21 protein-coding genes, 1 tRNA gene and 1 pseudogene are annotated in these 22376 nt (G+C 62.6%); 8 read left to right on the plus strand and 15 right to left on the minus strand.

Annotation, left to right across the window (positions count from 1 at the left end):
- Positions 1–71: 71 nt before the first annotated feature.
- Positions 72–374: a hypothetical protein gene (locus ABIA96_RS24280; protein ID WP_354139579.1), complete on the plus strand. Its 303-nt coding sequence runs from the start codon at positions 72–74 to the stop codon at positions 372–374.
- A 74-nt stretch (positions 375–448) separates the two neighbouring features.
- On the opposite strand, the gene ABIA96_RS24285 is transcribed toward ABIA96_RS24280, so the two are convergent.
- The 4 genes from ABIA96_RS24285 to ABIA96_RS24300 form a co-directional block, all read right to left on the minus strand.
- Entirely contained in the window at positions 449–2266 is a 1818-nt protein-coding gene (locus ABIA96_RS24285; protein WP_354139580.1) for a chloride channel protein, read from the minus strand.
- 136 nt (positions 2267–2402) lie between these two features.
- Positions 2403–3599, minus strand: coding sequence for an FAD-binding domain (locus ABIA96_RS24290; RefSeq protein ID WP_354139581.1), 1197 nt, complete (start codon positions 3597–3599; stop codon positions 2403–2405).
- Between the two features lie 745 nt (positions 3600–4344).
- The gene (locus tag ABIA96_RS24295; protein ID WP_354139582.1) at positions 4345–6171 is read right to left on the minus strand and encodes a DUF3363 domain-containing protein; all 1827 of its coding nucleotides are present in this window, start codon (positions 6169–6171) and stop codon (positions 4345–4347) included.
- A gap of 957 nt (positions 6172–7128) precedes the next feature.
- Complete coding sequence (locus ABIA96_RS24300; RefSeq protein WP_354139583.1) at positions 7129–7656, minus strand: transposase; 528 nt, start codon at positions 7654–7656, stop codon at positions 7129–7131.
- Positions 7657–7761: 105 nt separating this feature from the next.
- Between ABIA96_RS24300 and ABIA96_RS24305 the strand changes: the two genes are divergently transcribed.
- Positions 7762–8004: a hypothetical protein gene (locus tag ABIA96_RS24305; protein ID WP_354139584.1), complete on the plus strand. Its 243-nt coding sequence runs from the start codon at positions 7762–7764 to the stop codon at positions 8002–8004.
- A 1107-nt stretch (positions 8005–9111) separates the two neighbouring features.
- Here the strand turns inward: ABIA96_RS24305 and ABIA96_RS24310 are convergent.
- Both ABIA96_RS24310 and ABIA96_RS24315 read right to left on the minus strand, forming a co-directional pair.
- Entirely contained in the window at positions 9112–9399 is a 288-nt protein-coding gene (locus ABIA96_RS24310; RefSeq protein ID WP_354139585.1) for a helix-turn-helix transcriptional regulator, read from the minus strand.
- A 25-nt stretch (positions 9400–9424) separates the two neighbouring features.
- A complete protein-coding gene (locus ABIA96_RS24315) occupies positions 9425–9697 on the minus strand; it encodes a hypothetical protein (protein ID WP_354139586.1) in 273 nt (90 codons plus the stop codon).
- Positions 9698–10133: 436 nt separating this feature from the next.
- On the opposite strand from ABIA96_RS24315, the gene ABIA96_RS24320 reads away from it, so the two are divergent.
- Together ABIA96_RS24320 and ABIA96_RS24325 are read left to right on the plus strand one after the other, a co-directional pair.
- The gene (locus ABIA96_RS24320) at positions 10134–10415 is read left to right on the plus strand and encodes a hypothetical protein (protein ID WP_354139587.1); all 282 of its coding nucleotides are present in this window, start codon (positions 10134–10136) and stop codon (positions 10413–10415) included.
- A gap of 119 nt (positions 10416–10534) precedes the next feature.
- Positions 10535–11995: a tyrosine-type recombinase/integrase gene (locus tag ABIA96_RS24325; protein ID WP_354139588.1), complete on the plus strand. Its 1461-nt coding sequence runs from the start codon at positions 10535–10537 to the stop codon at positions 11993–11995.
- A 23-nt stretch (positions 11996–12018) separates the two neighbouring features.
- Here ABIA96_RS24325 and ABIA96_RS24330 read toward each other — a convergent pair.
- Both ABIA96_RS24330 and ABIA96_RS24335 read right to left on the minus strand, forming a co-directional pair.
- Positions 12019–12103 (minus strand) — tRNA-Leu (locus tag ABIA96_RS24330).
- 175 nt (positions 12104–12278) lie between these two features.
- A complete protein-coding gene (locus tag ABIA96_RS24335) occupies positions 12279–12521 on the minus strand; it encodes a FliM/FliN family flagellar motor switch protein (RefSeq protein WP_008141759.1) in 243 nt (80 codons plus the stop codon).
- A gap of 82 nt (positions 12522–12603) precedes the next feature.
- On the opposite strand from ABIA96_RS24335, the gene lipB reads away from it, so the two are divergent.
- A complete protein-coding gene (gene lipB, locus ABIA96_RS24340) occupies positions 12604–13353 on the plus strand; it encodes a lipoyl(octanoyl) transferase LipB (protein ID WP_354139589.1) in 750 nt (249 codons plus the stop codon).
- A gap of 198 nt (positions 13354–13551) precedes the next feature.
- Entirely contained in the window at positions 13552–14265 is a 714-nt protein-coding gene (locus tag ABIA96_RS24345) for a DNA helicase (RefSeq protein ID WP_354139590.1), read from the plus strand.
- A 44-nt stretch (positions 14266–14309) separates the two neighbouring features.
- Here ABIA96_RS24345 and ABIA96_RS24350 read toward each other — a convergent pair whose 3' ends face one another.
- Entirely contained in the window at positions 14310–14732 is a 423-nt protein-coding gene (locus ABIA96_RS24350; RefSeq protein WP_354139591.1) for a tautomerase family protein, read from the minus strand.
- Positions 14733–14843: 111 nt separating this feature from the next.
- Between ABIA96_RS24350 and ABIA96_RS24355 the strand changes: the two genes are divergently transcribed.
- Complete coding sequence (locus ABIA96_RS24355) at positions 14844–15698, plus strand: LysR family transcriptional regulator (protein ID WP_354139592.1); 855 nt, start codon at positions 14844–14846, stop codon at positions 15696–15698.
- A gap of 4 nt (positions 15699–15702) precedes the next feature.
- Here the strand turns inward: ABIA96_RS24355 and ABIA96_RS24360 are convergent, their stop codons facing one another.
- The gene (locus tag ABIA96_RS24360) at positions 15703–15840 is read right to left on the minus strand and encodes a hypothetical protein (protein WP_354139818.1); all 138 of its coding nucleotides are present in this window, start codon (positions 15838–15840) and stop codon (positions 15703–15705) included.
- Positions 15841–15851: 11 nt separating this feature from the next.
- Positions 15852–15947 (minus strand): annotated as a pseudogene (locus ABIA96_RS24365) (ArsR family transcriptional regulator); the annotation flags it as partial.
- Between the two features lie 112 nt (positions 15948–16059).
- On the opposite strand from ABIA96_RS24365, the gene ABIA96_RS24370 reads away from it, so the two are divergent.
- Positions 16060–17580, plus strand: a complete 1521-nt coding sequence (locus ABIA96_RS24370; RefSeq protein ID WP_354139593.1) for a PAS domain-containing hybrid sensor histidine kinase/response regulator family protein — start codon at positions 16060–16062, stop codon at positions 17578–17580.
- A 7-nt stretch (positions 17581–17587) separates the two neighbouring features.
- On the opposite strand, the gene ABIA96_RS24375 is transcribed toward ABIA96_RS24370, so the two are convergent.
- From ABIA96_RS24375 to ABIA96_RS24390, 4 genes are all read right to left on the minus strand, one after another.
- Positions 17588–17887: an acylphosphatase gene (locus ABIA96_RS24375; RefSeq protein ID WP_354139594.1), complete on the minus strand. Its 300-nt coding sequence runs from the start codon at positions 17885–17887 to the stop codon at positions 17588–17590.
- Positions 17884–18750: an isocitrate lyase/PEP mutase family protein gene (locus ABIA96_RS24380; protein WP_354139595.1), complete on the minus strand. Its 867-nt coding sequence runs from the start codon at positions 18748–18750 to the stop codon at positions 17884–17886. The genes ABIA96_RS24375 and ABIA96_RS24380 overlap by 4 nt, the downstream gene beginning before the upstream one ends.
- 169 nt (positions 18751–18919) lie before the next feature.
- Positions 18920–20935, minus strand: coding sequence for an acetyl-CoA carboxylase biotin carboxylase subunit (locus ABIA96_RS24385; RefSeq protein WP_354139596.1), 2016 nt, complete (start codon positions 20933–20935; stop codon positions 18920–18922).
- A 177-nt stretch (positions 20936–21112) separates the two neighbouring features.
- Positions 21113–22183 carry a zinc-binding metallopeptidase family protein gene (locus ABIA96_RS24390; protein WP_354139597.1) on the minus strand — a complete coding sequence of 357 codons (1071 nt, stop codon included), beginning with the start codon at positions 22181–22183 and terminating at the stop codon, positions 21113–21115.
- Positions 22184–22376 lie beyond the last annotated feature (193 nt).

Genomic DNA, 22376 nt, shown 5'->3' on the forward strand with positions numbered 1-22376 from the left:
CGCTGCGATGATCAAGCCGAAAACCGAAGAGTCCGACGAGGTCTAACCGTTAACTGGACAGATCAGCGCGCTTGCGGCCTACCGCGCATGGTTACGATCCTGTCGACGCACACCACCGACCAACGCGAATCTATTCCGTTGCAGTGTGCGGCGAACGCCTGCCGTTTCAAAAGACGGTCACTCTGCCGCAACTCCGCTTCGATTTCATGGCGCGATGGGACCAGTCCCAGTTTTTTATCGCGCCCACCCACATGAATTGCGACCGCGATCTCGACGGCAAGATTATCGGCACCGTCAAACGGCTCGGGGTGGTCATCGCATACGTCAAGGACCGCCGCGCGCTGACCGGGCCCGTGGCAACCGCTGCGCGGTAGGCGTATTCACATTGCACGCCAGAACGTGACGCCACGTCTGTTCGTATGAACGCGGATTGCGCGCGGGGCTCAGATCAATCCTCGTAACTACTAATCACCTCATCAGCGATCGCCCGCTTGGTGATGATTCCCACGATATCGCTCACTCGCGGGCGAGAGGCGCCGCGAAAGACGATAGCGGCTCCGGCGCGACGGCGCTTCAGCCTGGCAAACACCAAGCTCAAGAGATCATCGTCGCGGCAAATGACGACCTGGCTTTCAGCAAAACGTTCAACGAGAAGGTCGGGGTTGGTCTGAGATTCGACCCACAGGCCGGAACGTGGCGGAATCAGCCCCGCGATCCGCCCCTCCCGTTCGACGACGATCGCGCGTGCGTCGTCGGTGTCTTCCGCAAGCATCGTCTGCTTCAGCGTCGTGCCGGCCTTGGCGACGATGAAGCGGCGCTCCATGATGTCCTGGGCCTGCCTCACGAGATAGAGATTAATATGCCGCTCCTTGGGGATGCGGTGTCCGCGATGCCGCAGCTTGACGGTGTAGATCGTCTCGTTGACGAGCGCGCGCCTGACGCCCGCGGCCAGCGCGACCGCGACGATCACTGGAACGATAATTGCGTAATCGCGCGTCATTTCGAATACCATGACGATCGCCGTCATGACACCGCCCGTGCCCGCACCGACAATGGCCGCCATTCCGACGATGGCGGCCGAGGATGGCGTCAGTCCAGAATGAGGGAGAATTGAGCTGGTCGCAGCGGCAAAGGCTGCACCGAGAGTGGCCCCGAGATAGAGCGAAGGCGAGAAGATCCCGCCCGACGCGCCGCAACCAAGACTCACGGTCGTGGCAATCAACTTCATCGCAAATAACAGCGCCAGAAGGCCGGCCGAAGTCATCTTGTGGTCGAGGATTGTCTGAATGACCGAATAGCCCACGCCATCGATGTAGGAATGTCCGAAGGTGCGGGTAAGTCCCACCATCATAAGACCGATCACCGCCATGCCGACGATATTCTGGGTGTACTCATTTCCAGGTAGTTTTGGAAATCCGTCCTCCATGAAAACAAGCAGGCGAATGAATGCCCATGCGGCGAAGCCACACAATAGCCCGAGCAGTACGAAGGCTACCGCCTCCTGCACATTGAACGAGGCGACCATAGGGAACTGGACGTCCGGGACGGCAAAAGCCGGATCGGGGCCTATCATAATTCGCCCGATCGTCGTCGCAGCCCCAGTCGCCACGACAACGGGAAGAAATGTACGGTTCGATACTTCAGGCAAGAGAATTTCGAGAGCAAACAACACCCCGCCGAGGGGCGTGTTGAAGGTCGCGGCGATACCTGCGCCAGCGCCTGCAGACAAGAGCGTGATCTTCTGCCAGGTCGAAAGCCCGATGAATTGGGCAAAGGATGAGCCGAGCGCCGAACCGATCTGGATGATCGGGCCTTCGCGCCCAACCGCGGCACCGCTGCCGATCGATAGTGCCGAGGCCAGCGCTTTGATCACCGCCACAGTACCCCGGATGTTGCCATGCTTATAGAAGACCGCATCCATCACTTCGGGGACGCCATGACCCTTTGCCTCGGGGGCAAAGCGCTTGACGAGGAACACGACTATGAGGCCGCCGATGATCGGCGAGAGCAGCACAAAATCGCCAAAGCGGCTCGGGCCCTCGCTGACATTCGCGTCGTAAACAAAGCTCAACCTGCCATTGTAAGACAGATTGTGCACGAAGGCGATTAACGCGCGGAACGCCACCGCACCAAAGCCGGTCATCACGCCGATTACCAGAGCAAGACCGCAGAGCGTCAGCAGGCTGACCCTTCGCTCCTCAGAGGTCGGCTTGTTGCTACCGCCTACGATCGCTTTGCCATTGCCAGACGTCAGTACGGTAACCATTCGGATCACGGAACGATGAAAGAACTGAGGATATGAATATAGGAAGTCGTACCCCACACAAGTAGATCCTACGAACCGCTCGATGCAGCCGCGCAGAACGTGCGCCTTTCTCTCTCCCAGAACAGGCGATGAAAAATCAGGCGGCTGCCAATCGATCGAGCAATGCCCAATTGTACGCGGGGAGCTCCAGGGTATCGGCAATATCCCTACCGATGGCGAGCCTTGCCAAGCCCGGTATGGCAAAGGTTCTGACAACTAGATTGCGGAAAACAAGACCTGCGCGCGTCTTCGGCGCAAACGCGCCAGCAAAGCGCTCTGCGCCACGTTGCTTTGCGTCGATATAGCTCCGCAGCAATGTATCGTATCTGGCAAATGCCTCTTGATACCGCCCGTCTGCTGCAGCGAGTTCACCCGCCAGCACGTACGCCGAAATCATTGCGAGCGCCGAACCCTGTCCGGCCAATAGTGACACGCAAAAGGCGGCATCTGCTACAAGCGCGACGCGACCGCGCGACCAATTTGGCATTCTGATCTGGCTGACCTTATCGAAGTAAAGCTCGTCCGTTCGATCCAGTTCGGCTAGGATTCTTTGGCATTCCCACCTCCCATGACCATAGACATGGCGCAGCATCGCCTTTTGCGCGTCAAGTGTCGTTGGCAAGGAGGCATCTTCGGCAGCAAACACAAACAGGAACAGCGTTCGATCGTCATTGAGCGTGAAGCGTCCGATCATCCGCCCTGGCCGACTATACATCAAATATACGTCCTCGTCGCGTGGACGATAGCCGCGTACCTCGAGGGCCGCGACGACGTAACCCAGATGTCTCTCGAACTGCGACTGCGGCCCGAAGGCAAGCTTGCGGACAACGGAATGCAGGCCATCGGCACCGATGACCAGATCGAAGCGGCGTTCGCCGGCATGATTCAGTTTGACCCGGACGCAATCCGGCTGTTCTTGAATCGCGACGATTTCGTCACCGAAGATGGTCTCTACCCGCCCTTTGACTTTCTCATATAGTAAGCGTGAGAGATCGCTGCGCTGGAGCGTCACGTAGCGCCCGCCGGTTAGTTCCGCGAATACGCTTGTGCCGAAGCCAGCCAAGCGATGGCCGACGTCGTCCACGACGCTCATTTCACGCACGTGATAGCCGTTGCGGTTGATCTCCGGAAGCAAACCCATCCGCTCAGCGATGTCATAACCGAGCCCCCAGAAATCGATGACGTAGCCCCCGGAGCGCAGACCGGGCGCACACTCTATCAGAGTCGGCTCTAGGCCAGCAGCCTTCAGCCAAAAAGCAAGTGTTGGTCCGGCGATCCCGGCGCCTGAGATCAATATAGATGGCATCGTACTGAGAACCAGCTACGTTTCGATTTGTTTCCGGATGTCCCTCGCGGTCGAGGATCGTATCGACGAGTCCAATCAACCGTGCATCTCTGGAACCCCGTCGGTCCCGAGCCGACCACGATGGCCCCGGCGCAATATTTCCTTGGTCCGACCACGCACGCAATAAGCAACGAGTGTTCGATCGGGAAACCGTACGGCACCGTACTGGCTCTTTTTCTGGACCGATTTAAACCCACCTCGGCCCGCCTTCATCCGTCGGCCTCGGGAAGACAGAAAATGGACAGCGCAGCCGTCCGCAAAAGCTGAACCAAGTCGGGCGCGCCGCCGGTTCGGTAGCGCTGCCTCGCCATCGACGCTCCGATTGGAGCAGTCGTTGGGGGCGACATTTGTGGACTATTCCCTATTTGCGGTACGTGCCGCCAAGATTTCGGCCGATAACGAGCCGTCAAAGTGTAGCCGGGCGAGCGGGTCCCGTGGTCATCGTACCGGACGTTAGTGTGGTGGCCACCGGCGTCTGCAGGTTTGCCTACGCCCTTCTCCCGAATCCCGTGTCAGGATGAAGAAGCGTTTCCGCTTCTCATTGAGCCCTAACTGCTTGGCAAGCCCTTGCCGGACCGACGTCAGCCAGTCAAGGCCGCAAGCCGCGAAGCGGTGGTGCGGAACGCATCAGCCTTGACCGGATGGCGCTGGTCCGGCACCCTCGGCTTCAGGCTAGCAAAGCCTGCTCTTCCGCTCACAATCCCAGCCCACGCTTTCTGCCCAAGCTCCACTCGATGCCGCCGTCGTTGCGCATGAGGCCGGAGATGTGCTGCCCGATGCGGTTGTCGAGCATGGGCTGCCATGGCACGAGACTGAAGCCGAGGCCGCCATCGCCGCTTAGGGTTTCAATGATGGCGAACCGGCCGCTGGATAGTTGGGTGGAGCCGACAAGCTGGCCGGCGACGTAGTTGCCGGGAACGGCGGGCCGCCATTGCAATCCGCGTTCGGCGGCGAGCACCTTGCCGGCGCGTTCGATGTCGGCGGCCTCAAGCCGCTGGATCAGGTCCTTTGGCGCCCGGACGTGGCCGTTACCGAGGTCGGTAACGTGCCCCGCGTCCACCAGGGCTCGCTTGCGCTTGTCCAGCGCTGCCTTCACCTCCCGACCGAACCCCTCGCCGGCGAGCGCGACGCGCTGGCGGGAAACCAGCTCGCGGTCGAGCCAGGTCGCTCCATCATGGCCGATCTGCTGGTCAGGGCCGGTAGGAGACAGGACGCTTATTCGAATGTTTGCGCGGTCCCGTGCGAGATCGTAGGTTTGACCGCGCTCGGGGAGATCGGCGGGGACACGCCAGTGATCCGCGTCGATCCGCTCCGCATGGCCGGCCCGGCGCAGTGCCTCCAGCCGGCGGACGTGGGAGCGCACGAAGGCCTCGGGGTCGCCGCCGATGCGGTCGATGGCCGCTCGCGCCCGCTCCAGATGCTCGGACGGACGGTAGACGCCTTCTTGACCTGCGACGTCCATGATGTTGCGGTCCGCCGCGCGTGGCGCGGCAGGGCCGGACCCGGCCGTGACGATCATGCCGCGACCGACTTCCTCGGCGCGGGCGGCATCCATCTCGATGTGATGCACGCGCCCATCCACGCCATCGATCACCAGCCGGACCCGCTCGCCCAACTCGTCGCCGCCAATCCCTTTGTCAAGCACACGGCCAACGATGCGCTCGGTCGCGTTCTCGCGGTGCAGGACGTAGCGCGCCGGATGGCGGTCCTCCGCCAAACCTTCGCGCTCCAGTGCCCGGTGCATGGTCTTGATGATGTCGCCGCGCTCGCCAAGCTCCCGCAGCACCGGCTCGGCCTTGGGCGATACGATCCATCGGCCAGTCTCGATCTCCGTCGCCAGTCCCATGCGCTCCAGTTTGCGCGCCCGCTCGATCAGTAGCGCACGGTTCTGGCGGAACGTGTCGCGTAGGTCCTGGTCGGGGCGGAGGTCGGCGAACTCCTTCCCCTGCTGCTCGGCAATCAGCATCCGGTCGAGGCGGGTGAAGCGATCGGCATCTACCTCTCGCTCCAGCTGCTTCGTCACCTCAAGCTCGGTCTGCCGGCCCAGTTCCAGTGTGACGATTTCGCTGGCGCGCTCGCGAATGCCGCAAGCGATATAGTCGCCGGCGATGTTGAGGGCCTTGCCGTCGTCGGTGACTCCGCGCACCAGAATATGGGTGTGTGGGTGGCCGGTGTTGTGGTGGTCGACCGCGATCCAGTCGAGTTTCGTCCCGAGGTCGGCTTCCATCTGCTTCATCAGATTGCGGGTGGTCTCGCGCGGATCGGCCAGCTCCACCCCTTCCTCAGCGGAGACGATGAAGCGGAACTGATGGCGATCCTCGCGGCCGCGGTCGAGGAAGGCGCGGCCATCCTCCACGTCGCCGTCGCCCGAATAGACCTGGCCCTTCTCACCATCCTTCGTCACGCCGTCCCGTTCGAGATACCGCAGATGCGCGTCCACCGCCTTGGCGCTGACAAACTGCCGTCCGCGCACCGCTCCGCGCTGCGGGTTGAGCTTCACGACGCGGGCCTTCACCACCACGCGTCGCGCTCGCGTGCGCAGCCCGCTTCCGTCCCGGCTCCACGCGCTCCGATGCTTCAACTTCAGCGCTGTCGCAGCGCCACGGCCCCGCGCATTGAACCGGCCGCTCCCCTTCCCGGTCCTGGCCAAGCGGTCGGAGTTGCCGCCCGCCCGACGTATGGCCTGTTGGACCTCCCCGAGGAAGCTGGCCGGGCGTCGACGCATCCCGCCGCCCCGACGCACACGTGTCCCTACACCACCACGATCCTGAACCTTGCCGGGACGGATCCGAAAGTCATCATCGTCGCGTGCCATGAGACGACGATTGGAAGTTGAAATGCATTCGGCAAGAACTCAAACACGCTTATCGTAGAGCAGCGTGGAAATGCATGCCTCAGCGTGAGCGGTGCGACCGCTCGTTCTCAGCATGTCGCACGTGACGCCGCTTGGACCGTTGAAAACAAAGAAGAAAGGTTCAGCAGCGCCCCCCGCCGCACCTCATCGCACGAAGAGCGAGCCCCGCAAAACAATGTGCAGACAAACACTTAGGAACGAAGCTCCGGCAGCGAGGAATCTCGCTTTATCTTGCCGTCCTAATCGGGCGTGCAAAGTCAACTCCCTCCTACGCATTTTTGCAATTTCTCTAAACAAGCAGCGCTCCTTATCTCGCTGCTTCGATTGCGAGCAGCGTTCGCCCGTCAGCACGGTCGCGACTTGCATTCCCCAGGCTGTTCCATGCGTTCCTTCACGTTCAGCACTGGGGCTGTCGCATGCTCTTCATCAGGTTCGTAAACAAGGCTGTCCAAGCAGTCCGGCGCTCTCGTCCCCGAAGGGCGGCAGCAGGCAAGAGATAGCGGACATTCCCAGTTTCGCGGCCCCGCCAGGGGACGCTCACCGCGCGCACGGATCTCTAATTTCGCTCTTCCTCAACATGCCGGGTGCAAACCCAGCGCTAATCCGTCATCATCTGCAAAACGGCTACCGTGCAGGTTTCACTCGCAGCCGCTGCGTGACTTTGGCGCCAAAACCAACGTGGAAATCGGTCTCGCTGACCCACATCCGGTGCAGAATGCTTGCGAGCTTGCGCGCGACCGCGGTGATCGCGCACAGCTTGCTCGACCGTTTAGCGATCCGCAGCCCCAACGCCCGCAGTGCCGACCATTTCCTGACCCGCAGCAGCAGGCTTGCGGCGGCCTCGCAAAGCGCCTCGCGCACGGCGACGTCGCCCTGTTTGCTGATGCGCCCTTCGTAGTCGATCGACATGCCGGACTGGTGCCGCCTCGGCGCCAGGCCAAAATGCGCGCCCACCGATCGCGATCTGGCAAAGCGCCGGGGATCATTGACGCCGACCTTGAACGACAGGGCCGCAACGGGACCGACGCCGGGAACCGTCATCAGCCTCCCGCAGACAGGGCCATGCTGGACCACTTGCAGGAGCATGCAATGCAGCCGATCGTAGCCCTCGAGGATCGCGCGGCGGACGTCCAGCATGGCCTCGATGGTCATTACGAAGATCGCATCGCTGCGCTCGATCAGCTCGCGGACTCGTGCTTCGTAGGCGCCTCAGGCGACGGCTCCGACGAGCAACCCATAGGACCGCGGCGCCACGATGTGGTTTTCGAGGTCGATCAGTTTGCGCTTGAGCAGCTTCCGGCTTGTCAACAACGTGCGCATCTCTCCATGTCGATGTTCTTGACATGGACGGCGCGGTACCAGCCCAAGCCGCATCATCTACGCGATGCCGCGCGCGTCATTCCGGTCGATCTTGTTCCGCATTGTCGACAGCGAAACGCGCACGTGGCGCGCTTCGACGACGATGATCGGAAGCCCGGTTGGCTGCAGTTCGCGCAATAGCCAGATGCCAAGCGATGACGCCGCGACGCCCGCTCTCTCCAGGCGATCCGCCTAGCCCTCTACTGCGGGGCGGATCGACGCTGGCTCGGTTACGACCTTGACCTCGCGAACGGTCAGCCCCTCGCCATCGACGATGCAAAGGTTGGTTTCCTCAAGATCGACGTCCAACCCAACGTAAAGTTTGATCGGAGCTCTCCCTTGTGGCAACGACCTTTTAAGTCGTTGCACCAGGCTCCGGATTCGGCCACCGGGTTGACTATCCCCGCGCACCGGTTTCTCGAAGTCCGATTTGAAGAGCCGCCATTCCCAGCTCCTGGTAGCCGTCCGAATCCTGCACGTCCTTCTCATTTCTGTTCTCGTTTCAATTCGGGTTCTCTGGTTCTCCTGTTGCGACGGAGAATCTTGGATGACACCGCGCGGTTGCTGTGCAAAGGCTGACAATTCGTTCTGGTCGAACGTGGTTTCCGCTTGGTATCGAAGCGCACCGGAAGCGGAGCACCACTGCCGGAACCACGATCTTTCGACAACCAGTTTGATGCGGTGGGCGCCCCATCTGCTGATCGCGAACGACCTGCGCAAACATGCAAAACATCTGCGGAATTTGCCCCGGAAATTTACGAAACGTCAGCACAACATGGACCAGTTGAAGCGACGCAGAAGGCATCGCCTCTATCGCTGCGGCGTGCGGACCGACAGCGAACCCGCTGCTCTTCGGGCGTTCTGGGGCACCCATATTGAAGCGATGAATTGGAGCGGCATGGGGGCGTGCAGAGGCAAGTCATTCTCCGGACACGCTGCGCATCTCGCGCGATCACCTAGAACGATCCAGCAACGAAATGGACCAGCGAAGCCTGCTTCATCCGGAGATTCTAACAGTCGAACCGCATGCACTGCGACGCTTCCAAGACCGTCGCTGATAACACGCCGGAGCCGTCCTCACCCTGTCAATTCTTTGGAGCTGGGAGGGCCAGTCGGGGTCCCGCCTGCGCCGAGCGGACCACCCAGTTGACCTACAGATTGTCGCTGAGTCGTGCGGCGCCACGTGCTCGCATTGGCTTACACCTGCGCCGCACGATGAACACGATCGGCTACGAGCGCCTTCGAAGCTCAAGCACGACTTGTGCCTACGTTCTGCTTACATTCGCTTACCGGTTCGCAACGCCGTGCAGGCGACGGTCCGGTTCTCGGATCAGAGGTTGAGGTCTTGATTCCGGAATCAGCCCAAGCCAGCAAGTCCGCAACCGCATATACTACGCGGCCTCCAATCTTTCGATAGAGGGGACCGGTGCCATAAGTTCGATGCTTTTCCAGCGTCCGTGCTGACAGGCTGAGAAAGCGAGCTGCCTCCTTGGTGCACAGGTAGCGCGGCAGGGAAACGTATATTGAGTTCAGCATGATAGCTTCTCCTTGTGAGATGCCGCTACATCGCGGCAGCTCCACAATTGCCTGCGGTTTCGTGCTTCAGCGCGGCAAGCACCGCGCACGAGACGGCTGCCCTCGCAAATTCTGCGCAATACTCACCACTCCTTTGCGCTCCTTCAATCTTGCCGTCGTTCGCGTGCGCCAGCGCAATTTCGACCACTTTAGTGGAATAGTTTGTGCTCTCTGCGTCCCAACCCCGGAACGTCAAGCGAAAGCCGTAAGTGGTCAGTTCCCGTTCGACGCATCGATCGAGCAACGCCAGCGTGCTCATTCCACTTTGGAACGTGAGTGAATCGTCGATGCAGCAGCTCTGACCAGGCAAATGAAGTGCGACACTCTCCGAGTTGCCCGTCCGATTTCCGCGCCAATCTAACCGAATGCCCGACTGACACCTCGCTACTCTTCTTTCCGCAGATTTCTCGGTTTTCCATACCGACAATTCAGCTCTAGCGGGACGACGGGCCTACAGTGACAACCACCCGCGACGTGTCCGAAGCAACTTTCGAGGCGGATGCCGGGGCGGTTGTGGCTTTGAACGTACTTCGAACCAGGCCGGGGACTTCGCACGCTCCTCGAAGAGATCAAAAGATACCCACCGAAACCGCGCGTCCTCGATCGCCGATTGCTTACCCCGCGCGGAATCAGCACGGCGTTCCCGGTCAATGTGTCGGTCGCGCGCCGACTACCTTCGGGATGATCGGCGGCACATGATGGAAGTGGCCGGCTCGGACTGCGCCGAATTTTCGCACGACTATAGGAGAAGCCCGATGCCGCGGCGCCCGGCCAAGGTCACACAAGCAGACATTGCCCGCGCGATCCGCGCCGCCAAGGAAACCGGCGCGAGCGCGGTGACCGTCGATGGCGAGGGCGTTATTCGGATTGTGCTTGCGGCAAATGCTATGGCTATCAAACCCGCAGGCGATCTCGACGAGATATGGGTTCCGTCGGAGGCGTTGCAGCGTTACCTGAAACGCACCGAAAGCGGGTGAAATGCACCTTATCGATTGATGCGGAGTCACCTCATCAATAGACTCCAGGCGTTGGTAATCGGAGACGACCAATGCCTGAAGGTGGACGACGCGACCCCCGCGCGCCCGGGGATACGCGAATGTATCTCTACTTCGACTATTCCCCGCTGGGCGCGCTGCGCTGGTACGTGAAAGTGAGCCGCAAGGGCCGCCGGATCGGGATCAGAGAGGAATATGGGACGCAAGCGTTTGACGCCGCCTACGACGCGGCTGTCGCGGCGCTGGGGGGTGTGATGCGTAAACGCCGTGCCGAACCCGATCCGCTGGTGCAGCCGGAACGCCGCTATGTGCAGGCCGATCGCTCGCAGCGCGGGCAGACGCGCTATTACGTCCAGCTTCGCAACGGATTGCCTAAGATCAGGATCATCGCCGAATTTAACAGCAAGGAATTCAACGACGAGTGTGATGCGGCCATCATCGAGCAGATCGCGCTCTATGGCGATGCGACCGACCACGTCAATGCACAGAAGCAACGCAATGAGCCACGTGGCGAACTGCCTACCGAGCCGCCGAAACCACACACCCTGCGCTGGTACTGGACACTCTACAAGCAGAGCGACCACTGGCTCGGCGATCTCAGCGTTGGCCACGAGGGACTGTCGGACTCGACGCGGCGACAACGCACTGGACTGATCGAGTCGCTGCTGCCCGAGAATGGCGAGAAGCCGTTTGCGGTGCTAACGCGTAACGCCATCAGAGCGGAGATGAAGGCGCGCACGCCGTCGCAGGCGGGCAATCTACTGTCGGCGCTGCGTGGCATGATCCGCTGGATGATCGATGAGGGTCATCTCGAGGAGGACGACGATCCGGCGATCGGACTGAAGTCCGGCAAGGCGAAGGCGAGCCGCGAAACGGGCGGCTTCCTGCCCTGGACCGACGACGACATGGCGCGTTATCGAGCGAAATGGCCGCTCGGCACCGAGGCGCGGCTGATGTTCGATATTCTCCATTACACGTTCTTGCGGCTCGGCGATGCGCACCGTTTCGGGCCCCCGCACCTGCGCCAGATCGTGCGCCAGATGGCGGTACGGATCGCGACCGAGAAAAGCCAGGGCAACACCACCGTCACGGTGCCTGTGCATCCTCAATTTGCAGAAAGCCTACAGGCAGCTCGCGCCGCGGGTATCATTGGCGCGGAAGTCTTCACCGGCAAGCGCCTGCGGGGTCGCGTTCTGCCGATGAACAAGAAGGGATGGGCGGCCAAATTCAAGAAGTACGCGGTCCTGGCCGGCGTCAACGAGCCCAAGAAAAGCTGCCACGGCGTGCGCAAGGCCCGTGCCGAGGTCGCCGCTTACGCCGACTGCACCGAGAGCCAGATGATGGCGATGTTCGGCTGGACCGATCCAAAGATGCCTGCGCACTACATCGCGCAGGCGAATCGAGAGAAGCTTGGCATCACCGGGATGGAGAAAGTGGTCGCATTCGATCAGAGCCAATCGCTCGATGATTTCATGCGGCTACCGGACGCGAACAGCACCGGAACGTCGGGCGCGAACAAAGTAGTAACTTTGCGTAGTAACTCTCGGAAAAAGACGCTGTAAGTTCAAAGGCTTAAGCGTGGGTATGGTGCGCTCGGAGGGACTCGAACCCCCACGATTTTACTCACTGCCACCTCAAGGCAGCGCGTCTACCAATTCCGCCACGAGCGCTAGGAGATACCGGCCTGAAGCTCTACGGCTGGCCGGATCAGCGGCCGCCGATCTAACAAATCCGTCAGAGGGATACAAGCCTGCAAAGGCTTCGAATTCCACAAGCTCGACAGGAAATGTCACGCGCCCGGATCGGCCCTATCCGTCCCCGCCCCGCTACCGCGTGCCCGGGCCGCTACCGCGTGCCTTGCGTCCGCGGCAGCATCTGCTTGACCTCGACCGCGATCCGGTTGCGGTCGACCAGCACGACCCCGGAGGCCACCGGCAGATTGTTGGCGAGAACCTTGACCTCGTCGGCCTCGGTTGCGTCCAGCTCGATGATGGCGCCGCGGGAAAGACGCAATACTTGATGGATGGGCATGGTGGTCGTCCCGAGGACGACCATGAGATCCACGGTGACTTTGTCGAGAGTAGGCACTGTCAGCACCGCCGCAACTGGAGACTTACGCCAAAGGACTTGGCATTTGCGCCTGCAATCATCACCCCGTTATGGTTAGCCAATGGTTAATTCGCCCCAAGACCCTCGCCAAAGCCAGCGCCAAGAGCTCGATTTGACGTCGTTTTCCGCCTCCGGCGGCGAACCCGTCGCGTGGCAAATCTCGGACACGCCGGTGCCCTATCCGGAGGCCGTGGCCGCCATGGAGGCCCGCGTCGCCGCCATTGCGGCGGGCGAGGCACCCGAACTGGTCTGGCTGCTCGAACACCCCCCGCTCTACACCTCCGGGACCTCTGGCAAGGAGACCGACCTGCTCGATCCCCGCTTCCCGACCTTTGCGACGGGACGCGGCGGCCAGCTCACCTATCACGGCCCGGGCCAGCGGGTGGCCTACATCATGCTCGACCTCAAGCGCCGCCGGCCGGACGTCCGGGCCTATGTTGCAGGCCTGGAGGAGCTGATCCTGAAAACGCTCGCCGCCTTCAACGTCCGCGGCGAGCGGCGCGAGGACCGGGTCGGCGTCTGGGTGAAGCGCGCGGACAAGGGATCCGAGCACGAGGACAAGATCGCGGCGATCGGCGTGCGGCTGAAGCGCTGGGTCTCGTTCCACGGCATCGCCATCAATGTCGAGCCGGAGCTGGAGCATTTCGCAGGGATCGTGCCCTGTGGCGTCGCCGATCCCCGTTACGGCGTCACCTCGCTGGTCGATCTCGGCCAGCTCGTGACCATGGCCGATGTCGACATTGCGCTTCGGCAGGCGTTTGAAGAGCTGTTCGGGCCGACACGCACGCTACTGCCGGAAGCGGCCGCCTGACGCTTTCCTGTTGGAGACGCGCCGCGCGCATTCTCCATCGGCGCGGAATCGGTTACGCTTGCGCCCAGTGCCGCCCACGCCTCCCCCCTCCGCCGGGAAAGCAGAATTCATGTCGGGCGACTAAACCATCGGACCGACTGTTCGAGCACTGGGCATAAGGAGGGATTGCGCTTCAGCTCGCAACGGGAGGTTTTGACGATGAGATTGTCTACCCCGATTTATCATCTGAAGCGCAAAGCGAAACGCCTGTCCCGCGAGGACGGCATTCCGCTCCACGATGCCCTTGACCGTATCGCCACGACGGAAGGGTTTCCCGCCTGGAGCATGCTCGCAGCGAAAGCCGCCGCCGCGACACCGGCCAACAAACTGTTCTCGCAATTCCAGCCGGGCGATTTGGTTCTGGTCGGGGCGCGCCCCGGCCAGGGCAAGACCTTGATGAGCCTCGAACTTGCCGTGGAGGCCATGAAGTCCGGCAGTCGTGCCGCGTTCTTCTCGCTCGAATACACCGAGAAAGACGTGCAGGACCGCTTGCGGGCGATCGGCGTGGAGCCGGCGCAGTTCGACGAATTGTTCGAAGTCGATTGCTCCGACGCAATCAGCGCCGACTATGTCGTCAAGCAAATGGCCGCTGCACCGCGCGGCACGGTCGTTGTGATCGATTATCTGCAACTGCTCGACCAACGGCGGGAAAACCCCGACCTGACCGTTCAGGTGCGCGCGCTGAAATCATTCGCGCGCGACAAGGGACTGATCGTCGTTTTCATCTCGCAGATCGATCGATCCTATGATGCCTCCGTCAAGCCCTGCCCGGATCTCAGCGATGTCAGACTCCCAAATCCGCTGGACCTGAAACTGTTCGACAAGATGTGTTTCCTGAACAAATCCGAGGTTCAGTTCCGCGCGGCGAGCTGACGAAAGAGGTCGCGGGTGAGATCACTCACCCGCGGCTTGCAGCCTCACGCCGCCTTCAGCGACACCTCGAGCTTGCCGGCGATGTAACGCCGCTCCTGGGTCAGGCCGCCAAAGCCGTAGGCATCGCCCTTGACCTCGTCGACATGCAGGTAGGTCTCGGGGTGCAGCGGGCCCAAAATCCCGGCCATGCGCTTGAACATTGCGGCGAGATAGGCCGCCTTCTCGTCCTTGGTGTTGGTGCCCTCGGTGACGTGAATGTCGATCCAGTAGCTGGCGAGCTTTTGCTCGGCGAGCGATTTGCCGCCCGCAAACCAGTCACCCGCATCGACCGACTTCACGATGATGGCGGTCACCCTGGGATCCTTGTGCAGTATCTCGGCGGTGAGCTCGGACACGGCGTTGGCGATGTCGGCCTTCAACGACGGCGACTGGCGGGACGAGGTGTAGGACACGGTGATCAGGGGCATTGTCGTTCTCCTCAAAATGTCGCGCTGTTTGCGCGGCGTTGATGAGAAGCTAGACCTTCCCCGGTCATTTTGGTATCTTATCTCTATTGATACCAGTGATAAGAATTCAATATGACCGTCACCCTCGACATCACCACCGTCCAGGCCTTCCTGCTGGTCGCCGACCTGCAAAGCTTTACCCGCGCCGCGGAAGTGCTCGGCACGACGCAGGCTGCGGTCAGCCTCAAGCTTCAGCGGCTGGAGACATTGCTGGGAAAACGCCTCGTCGAGCGCTCGCCACGCGCGGTCCGGCTCACAGCCGACGGCGCCAGCTTCCTCGATCGCGCCCGCGCGCTGATGGCGGCGCATGACCGCGCGCTCTCCGGCGAGGCACCTGCGGCAGAGTCGCTCTCGCTCGGCATCTCCGATCACGCCGCGGGCCCGGAACTGGTGCCGCTGCTCGAACGGCTGCACGCGATGTCGCCAAACCTGACGCTGGCCGTCACCATCGGCTTCTCGCGCGAGATGCAGGATGCCTATGACGCGGGCCGTCTCGATGCGGTGATCGTCCGCCAGGAAGGCAGCCGCCGCGACGGCGAGAAACTGACCGAGGACGAGTTTGGTTGGTTCGCATCACGCCGCTTCACGCTGCCGAAGGGCGAGCCGCTGCCGCTGGCGACGCTCGCCCCGCCCTGTGGCGTCCGCGCCGTCGCGGTGCGCGCGCTCGACAAGGCCGGCATCGCCTGGCGCGAGCGCTTTGTCGGCGGCGGCGTTACCGCGGTGGTCGCGGCCGCGCTTGCCGGGCTTGCGATCGCACCGCTGGCGCGGCGGATTGCGCCTCCCGGTCTGGTCGACATCGGGCCCGTCCACCAACTGCCAAAACTCGGCCGCTCGAAGGTGATGCTGCATTCGAAGGTCAGCGATCCTGCCAAGCTCGCGGCGTTGCGCGTGGTGGCGGCGACGTTCCGGAGTGCGGCGGCCGCCTGACCCCTCACAGGATCGCCTCGAATGCGCTGCGCAGCGTCTCGCGCCGAAAGACAAACCCGCGGCTCAGCGCCTTGTTCGGCAGCACGGCGGCGACGCGCTTGGCGAAGCACCGCCACGTCGCGAGCGGCCGGAGGATTGGCACCCGCCGGATCAGGCGAGCAGCTCCTTGATTGAGCTGGACGCGTTGGAGCGCGCCATGTCGAGAACGTCGGCTATGTCCTCCGCGGTCATCGGCGCCTCGGCCCGATAGAAGTAATCGCGGGCTGCCTGCATACGGACGCGCGAATCTGCCTAAAATTGCCCCAAAGCGGGGAACAATCCTTCGCTTGCAACGTTTGCTCCCGTTGAGGCGGGGTCCGGAATGGTCAAAAAATCCAGTCAACAGAGAGACTTGTTCGAAAGCGAGCGCAGTTTTCGGCTTTTGGTTGAAGGAGTCGCCGACTACGCCCTGTACATGCTCGACCCCAACGGGATCATCACGAGCTGGAACATCGGCGGCGAGCGCATCAAGGGTTACGCGTCCGAAGAGATCCTCGGCCAGCATTTCTCGCGCTTCTATACCGAGACCGACCGTGCCAACGGCAAGCCCGCCCGTGCGCTCGGCATCGCGCGGGATCAGGGCCGCTACGAGGAGGACGGCTGGCGCGTCCGCAAAGACGGCACCTTCTTCTGGGCAAGCGTCGTGATCGACCCGATCTACGAGGACGGCCAGCTCATCGGCTTTGCCAAGATCACGCGGGACATCACCGAGCGGCGCAATGCACAGATCAAGCTCGAGGCGATGCAGACACAGCTCGCCGAGTCTCAGAAATTCGACGCGCTCGGCCAACTGACCGGCGGCGTCGCCCACGACTTCAACAACCTCCTGATGATCATCAGCGGCAGTCTTCACGTTCTTAAGAAGGACACAGCCGACGACGCCAAGCTTCAGCGCGCGATCTCCGCGATCGAGACGGCTACCAAGCGCGGCGCCGCATTGACCAACCAGCTCCTGACCTTCGCGCGGCGGCAGAGCGTCAATCCGCAGGCGATCGATTTCGCATCCCGCGTCGCCGCGATCCGCGAGGTGCTCGACGCCGGCGTCGGCAGTTCGGTCCGTCTTGCTTTCGAGATCGACCGCGACGTCTGGCCGATCAAGGCCGATGTCACCGAGCTCGAGACCGCCCTGCTCAACCTCGTCATCAATGCCCGCGATGCCATGCCTGACGGCGGCACGGTGACGGTCCGCGCGCGCAACATCGTGCAGACCGAGCCGCCGCACGCCGGCGAATTCGTGGGACTCGATGTCGCCGATACCGGGCTCGGAATCCCTTCCGACGTGCTCGACAAAATCTTCGAGCCGTTCTTCACAACCAAGCCGATCGGCAAGGGCACCGGCCTTGGGCTCTCCCAGGTGCACGGCTTCGCCCATCAGGCCGGCGGTACGGTGAGGGTCGCAAGCGAACTCGGCAAGGGCACCGCCTTCACCATCCTGCTGCCACGTGGCGAGACCGCGCCTTCGCACGAGACAATGGAGACGCCGTCATTCCAAGGAAGCGGCACGGTGTTGCTCGTCGAGGATAATCCGGAGGTCGCCATCGTCAGCATCGGTCTTCTGGAGCAGCTCGGCTATCATGTGCGCCGCGTCGCCGACGCCGAGGCGGCCTTGCGCGAGATCGAGCAGAACGGCGCTGACTTCGTGTTCACGGATATCGTGATGCCCGGCAAGATGGACGGGCTCAGCCTCGCGCATCATTTGCGCGCGATCAGGCCCGGCTTGCCGATCCTGCTCGCGACCGGCTACAGCGAAGTCGCCGCCAGCATCCGCGGCGATTTCCCGGTCCTGCGCAAGCCATATGAAATCCACGAGCTCAGCGAAGCGATCTCGAAGCTGCCGAGGTGACGACTGACTAAACCGTCGGCAACACCGAGAACGCCTCCCCCGCCCTGCGCAGGTTCAGCTCATTCACGCTGGCCGTTTCGCTCGTCACACTGTCCACCCGCGACGACGGCGGGCCATGACGGCAGAGTGCGACCATGTCGGCGACATGCTTCGGCGCTCCCGCGAACAGCGCTTCCACACTGCCGTCGCGGCGGTTGCGGACCCAACCTTCGAGCCCACAGGTCGCCGCCTGGGATTCGACCCAGGCGCGATAGCCGACGCCTTGTACGCGCCCGCGGATCATGACCTGGAGGATTGCCCGGCTCATTTTTTCAGTCCGAGAAGGTCGGCGCTGCGCGCTTTTACCCCGGCTTGGCGCGTGACACGATTGGTCAGTTCCGCTGACGGCAATCCCTTCAGGGCTTTCGGCGCCGTGCCCTCGCGCAATGCCTTCTGGACGTCGTAGACGGCCTGCGTCGCCGCCGCGATCGGCGCATGGCCCTGCAGCGCGATGCGGACGCGTTGGCTGGCGAGATAGTCGATCGCGTTCAATTCGTCCGGCGCGCCACCGAGCACGATCGGAAGACGCGTTGCCGATACGATGGCCTCGAGTTCAGCGCGCGACTTGATGCCGGTGAAGAATAGCGCATCGACGCCGGCGGCTTCATAGGCCTTGGCGCGGCGGATCGCGTCCTCGATCGAGCTGATCGAGGCGGCACCCGTGCGGCCCATGATGACGAGCGAGGGATCGCCGCGGCCATCGAGCGCCGCCTTCATCTTGCCGACGCCCTCCTCCAGCGAAATCAGCTGCGCCTTAGCCTCGCCGAAAGCAGCCGGCAGCAGCGTATCTTCGATAGTGAGGCCAGCCGCCCCAGCCACTTCCAGCTCCTGCACCGTGCGGCGCACGTTGAGCGCATTGCCATAACCGTGATCGGCATCGACCAGCACCGGCAGCGCTGAGGCGCGCGACATCCGTCGCATCTGCTCGGCCAACTCGGTGAGCGTGATCAGTGTGATATCGGGATCGCCGAGCACGGCGAGCGAGGCGACCGAACCGCCGAACATGCCGAGCGGAAAGCCGAGATCCTCGGCGATGCGGATCGAGATCGCGTCATAGACCGAGCCGGGATGGACGCAGGTCGCGCCCGACAGGATGGAACGCAGTTTCTCGCGACGGGAACGAAAGGTCATTATGCCGTCTCTCTCTTGCGACGAACGCGACTGCCCCAACCTCCGTCATTGCGAGCGCAGCGAAGCAATCCAGAAATGCATCCGCGGAGACAGACTGGATTGCTTCGTTGCGAAGGGCTCCTCGCAATGACGGCGGTCGTGGAGCCCATTCAAGAGCCCCATTCACGCCTTACGCAAACTCCAAAATCAGCGCGTCCACCGCAAGCGTCGCGCCGGCGCTGGCATGAATCTTCTTCACGGTGCCGTCCTGCTCGGCGCGGAGCACGTTCTGCATCTTCATGGCTTCGACCACGGCCAGCGTCTCGCCGGCCTTGATCTCCTGCCCCTCGGTGACAGCAATCGAGACGATGAGCCCGGGCATCGGGCAGAGCAGCTTCTTGCCGGTGTCGGAGGCCGTCGTCACCGGCATCAGCTTCGCAGATGCCGCTTCCGCTTCGGTCCAGACATAGACCGGCACCTCGACGCCCTGATGCGCGAGGCGGATTCCGTTGGCGATCGGGCGCGCCTGTACCGCCACGAAATGGCCGTCGATGGTGCCCTGCCAGACCGGATCGCCCGGCTTCCACGGCGACTGCAACAAATGCGCATTGCCGGCCTTGCCGTCGGTATCGACGAAGCGCACCGCGATCGCATCGCTCTCGCGCGCGACCTCGAGCAAAATCTCCTGGCGGTCGAGCCAGACCGCGCGGCGGCGCTCGCGCTGCACGATCCGCCCGCCCATCTGGCCGGAGATCTGCCGCTTGCGTTCACCGAGCACGTGATCGATGGCGGCGCCAACCGCAGCGATGCGGCGGGCGACCTCGCCTTCGGGCACGCGCACCGCAAAGCCCTTGGGGAATTCCTCCGCGATGAAGCCGGTCGACAGATTGCCCTCACGCCAGCGCGGATGATGCATCAGCGCCGACAGGAACGGGATGTTGTGGCGGATACCGTCGACATAAAATGAATCCAGCGCGGTCGCTTGCGCCTCGATCGCTGCGGCCCGCGACGGCGCGTGCGTGACGAGCTTTGCGATCATCGGATCGTAATTGATCGAGATCTCTCCACCCTCCTGCACGCCGGTGTCGTTGCGCACGGTGATGCCGTCCTTGCTCACTTCCGCCGGCGGGCGATACTTCACGAGCCGCCCGATCGAGGGCAGGAAGTTGCGGAATGGGTCTTCGGCGTAGAGGCGCGATTCCACCGCCCAGCCGGTGAGCGCGACGTCCTTCTGCGTGAGCGCGAGCTTCTCGCCGGCGGCCACGCGGATCATCTGCTCGACGAGGTCAACGCCGGTGACGAGCTCGGTGACGGGATGCTCGACCTGGAGACGCGTGTTCATCTCCAGGAAGTAGAAGCTCTTGTCCTGTCCCGCGACGAACTCGACGGTCCCGGCGGAGTCGTAGTTCACGGCCTTGGCCAGCGCGACCGCCTGCTCGCCCATCTTGCGGCGGGTCGCTTCATCGAGCAGCGGCGACGGCGCCTCTTCGATGACCTTCTGGTTGCGGCGCTGGATCGAGCACTCGCGCTCGCCGAGATAAATCACGTTGCCGTGCTTGTCGCCCAGCACCTGGATCTCGATGTGGCGGGGATCGACGATGAACTTTTCGACGAAGACGCGGTCGTCGCCGAACGAGGCCTTGGCCTCGGCCTTGGCGAGGTTGAAACCTTCCGCGACCTCAGCGGTCGAATGCGCGATGCGCATGCCCTTGCCGCCACCGCCGGCGGAGGCCTTGATCATCACGGGATAGCCGATTTCGTCCGAGATCTTGACCGCGTGCCTGTCGTCCTCGATGACGCCGAGATAGCCCGGCACGGTCGAAACCTTGGCCTTCGCGGCCGCCTTCTTGGATTCGATCTTGTCGCCCATCGCAGCGATCGCGCCCGGGTTCGGGCCGATGAAGACGATGCCGGCGGCTTCCAGCGCGCGCGGAAACGCCTCGCGCTCGGAGAGGAAGCCGTAGCCGGGATGCACGGCCTCGGCGCCGGTCTTGCGGCAGGCCTCGACGATCTTCTCGATCACCAGATAGCTCTCGGCCGCAGCCGGCGGCCCGATCAGGACGGCCTCGTCGGCCATCTCGACATGGAGGGCGTCGCGGTCGGCCTCGGAATAGACGGCAACCGTCTGAATCCCCATCTTGCGGGCGGTCTTGATGACCCGGCAGGCGATTTCGCCGCGATTGGCGATCAGGATGCGTTTGAACATGTTTTTCTTGAGCTTCGTCCCTTGGGCGGGACCCCTCCCGAGCCCTTGGCGGGCCGACCGGACGGGGCCGTATCCTGTCGTGGTACAGCAAAATCGGCCGGAGGCAACGGCCAAAATCCGGCTCGCTCTGGCGTACCAGCGCAAGACCGAAACAGCCCCGGGGCTGCCCAGAGCGGCCTAGGACTTCCGGGCCTTGGCCACGCCCCGCACGAGGCCGTGGATGAAGCCCAGTTTGTTCACCACGGCCGGTGACAGGATGAAGGGATAGAGGTCACGCAGGCCCATGGCGCGGTTGACGCTGTTCATGGCGAAGGTGAAAGGCAGCCATGCGTTGACGATCGCCTCGATGCCTCTTGCCTCGTAAGGGTTGAAACGGATGCGCGCGGTCAACTCTCCGTCGTGGTCGACTTTAGGCCGCACCTCCATGCCGAACTCGGAGGCCATCTCCAGGGTATCGACGATGTGGAGGTAATGGGCCCAGGTCTCGGCGAAATCTTCCCAGGGATGCATTGTCGCATAGGACGAGACGTAATTCTGCTGCCAGTCCGGCGGCGCGCCTTCGGCGTAGTGGCGCTGCAGGGCCTCACCGTAATCGACGGAATCGTCGCCGAACACCGCGCGGCATTCGTCGAGCTTGCCGCCGTCGCGGACCAGAACGTCCCAGAAATAATGCCCGACCTCGTGGCGGAAATGTCCCAGCAGCGTACGATACGGCTCGCCCATCTCGAGCCTGCGCCGCTCGCGCTCGATGCCGTCGGTCTCGGTCAGCGCGATCGTGATCAAGCCGTTGTCGTGACCGGTCAGGATCCTCTCGCCGTTGTTGGGATCATCGGCGAGGAAATTGAAGAGCAGCCCGTGCTCGGGATTGTCCTGCCGGGTCTGGAGCGGCAGCTTCCAGCGGATCAGGGAATAAAACAGCCGGTGTTTCGCCACCTCCAGCTCGCGCCAGCCGGCAAGCTGCGCAGGGTCGGAGAGGTCAGGCACGATGCCGTTATGGCGGCAGGCGCGACAATAGCCGGTGGTATCGCTAGCATCCGTCAGCCAGTTGCAGGCATCGTACGCGGCATTGCTGCAGAGCATGCGGCTTCCGTCTTTGCCGGCCAGCACCTTCCAAGCCGCCCCGTCGGGCTCGATCGCCGACATCGTCTCCTTCTCCGGCAGGAAGGCGACCCGGTGGCCGCAGCGTTCGCAGGCGCGGTTCTCGAAATAGAGAACATTGCCGCAGTCCTGGCAGACAAAGAGCTTCAAGCTTTAGCCTCTCCCGAAAGGGCGTTTTATCAATGACGGTGGTGACGCCTCGCACATACGCGTGCCGACGGCTCATCGTTCCAATGTTCGGAACAAATAGCCAGACCCTGCGTTGGTTCATACCCGACACACGCCGTGCGGCGGACGTTTCCCGATCTATTCCCTTTTGAGCAATGGCTATCACGCTTTGTCT

It is taken from the genome of Bradyrhizobium sp. LB11.1, from assembly GCF_040549385.1.
In the GTDB taxonomy this organism is placed as follows: Bacteria; Pseudomonadota; Alphaproteobacteria; order Rhizobiales; family Xanthobacteraceae; genus Bradyrhizobium.

Bases quoted from the DNA above. Each gene is read 5' to 3' on its own strand.
- ABIA96_RS24320 (WP_354139587.1), top strand. From the start codon at position 10,134: ATGATGGAAGTGGCCGGCTCGGACTGCGCCGAATTTTCGCACGACTAT.
- ABIA96_RS24350 (WP_354139591.1), bottom strand. From the start codon at position 14,732: ATGCCCCTGATCACCGTGTCCTACACCTCGTCCCGCCAGTCGCCGTCG.
- ABIA96_RS24380 (WP_354139595.1), bottom strand. From the start codon at position 18,750: ATGACCTTTCGTTCCCGTCGCGAGAAACTGCGTTCCATCCTGTCGGGC.
- ABIA96_RS24345 (WP_354139590.1), top strand. From the start codon at position 13,552: ATGAGATTGTCTACCCCGATTTATCATCTGAAGCGCAAAGCGAAACGC.
- ABIA96_RS24310 (WP_354139585.1), bottom strand. From the start codon at position 9,399: ATGCTGAACTCAATATACGTTTCCCTGCCGCGCTACCTGTGCACCAAG.
- ABIA96_RS24300 (WP_354139583.1), bottom strand. From the start codon at position 7,656: ATGACCATCGAGGCCATGCTGGACGTCCGCCGCGCGATCCTCGAGGGC.
- ABIA96_RS24285 (WP_354139580.1), bottom strand. From the start codon at position 2,266: ATGGTTACCGTACTGACGTCTGGCAATGGCAAAGCGATCGTAGGCGGT.
- lipB (WP_354139589.1), top strand. From the start codon at position 12,604: ATGGTTAATTCGCCCCAAGACCCTCGCCAAAGCCAGCGCCAAGAGCTC.
- ABIA96_RS24375 (WP_354139594.1), bottom strand. From the start codon at position 17,887: ATGAGCCGGGCAATCCTCCAGGTCATGATCCGCGGGCGCGTACAAGGC.
- ABIA96_RS24370 (WP_354139593.1), top strand. From the start codon at position 16,060: ATGGTCAAAAAATCCAGTCAACAGAGAGACTTGTTCGAAAGCGAGCGC.
- ABIA96_RS24325 (WP_354139588.1), top strand. From the start codon at position 10,535: ATGTATCTCTACTTCGACTATTCCCCGCTGGGCGCGCTGCGCTGGTAC.
- ABIA96_RS24355 (WP_354139592.1), top strand. From the start codon at position 14,844: ATGACCGTCACCCTCGACATCACCACCGTCCAGGCCTTCCTGCTGGTC.
- ABIA96_RS24315 (WP_354139586.1), bottom strand. From the start codon at position 9,697: ATGAGCACGCTGGCGTTGCTCGATCGATGCGTCGAACGGGAACTGACC.
- ABIA96_RS24385 (WP_354139596.1), bottom strand. From the start codon at position 20,935: ATGTTCAAACGCATCCTGATCGCCAATCGCGGCGAAATCGCCTGCCGG.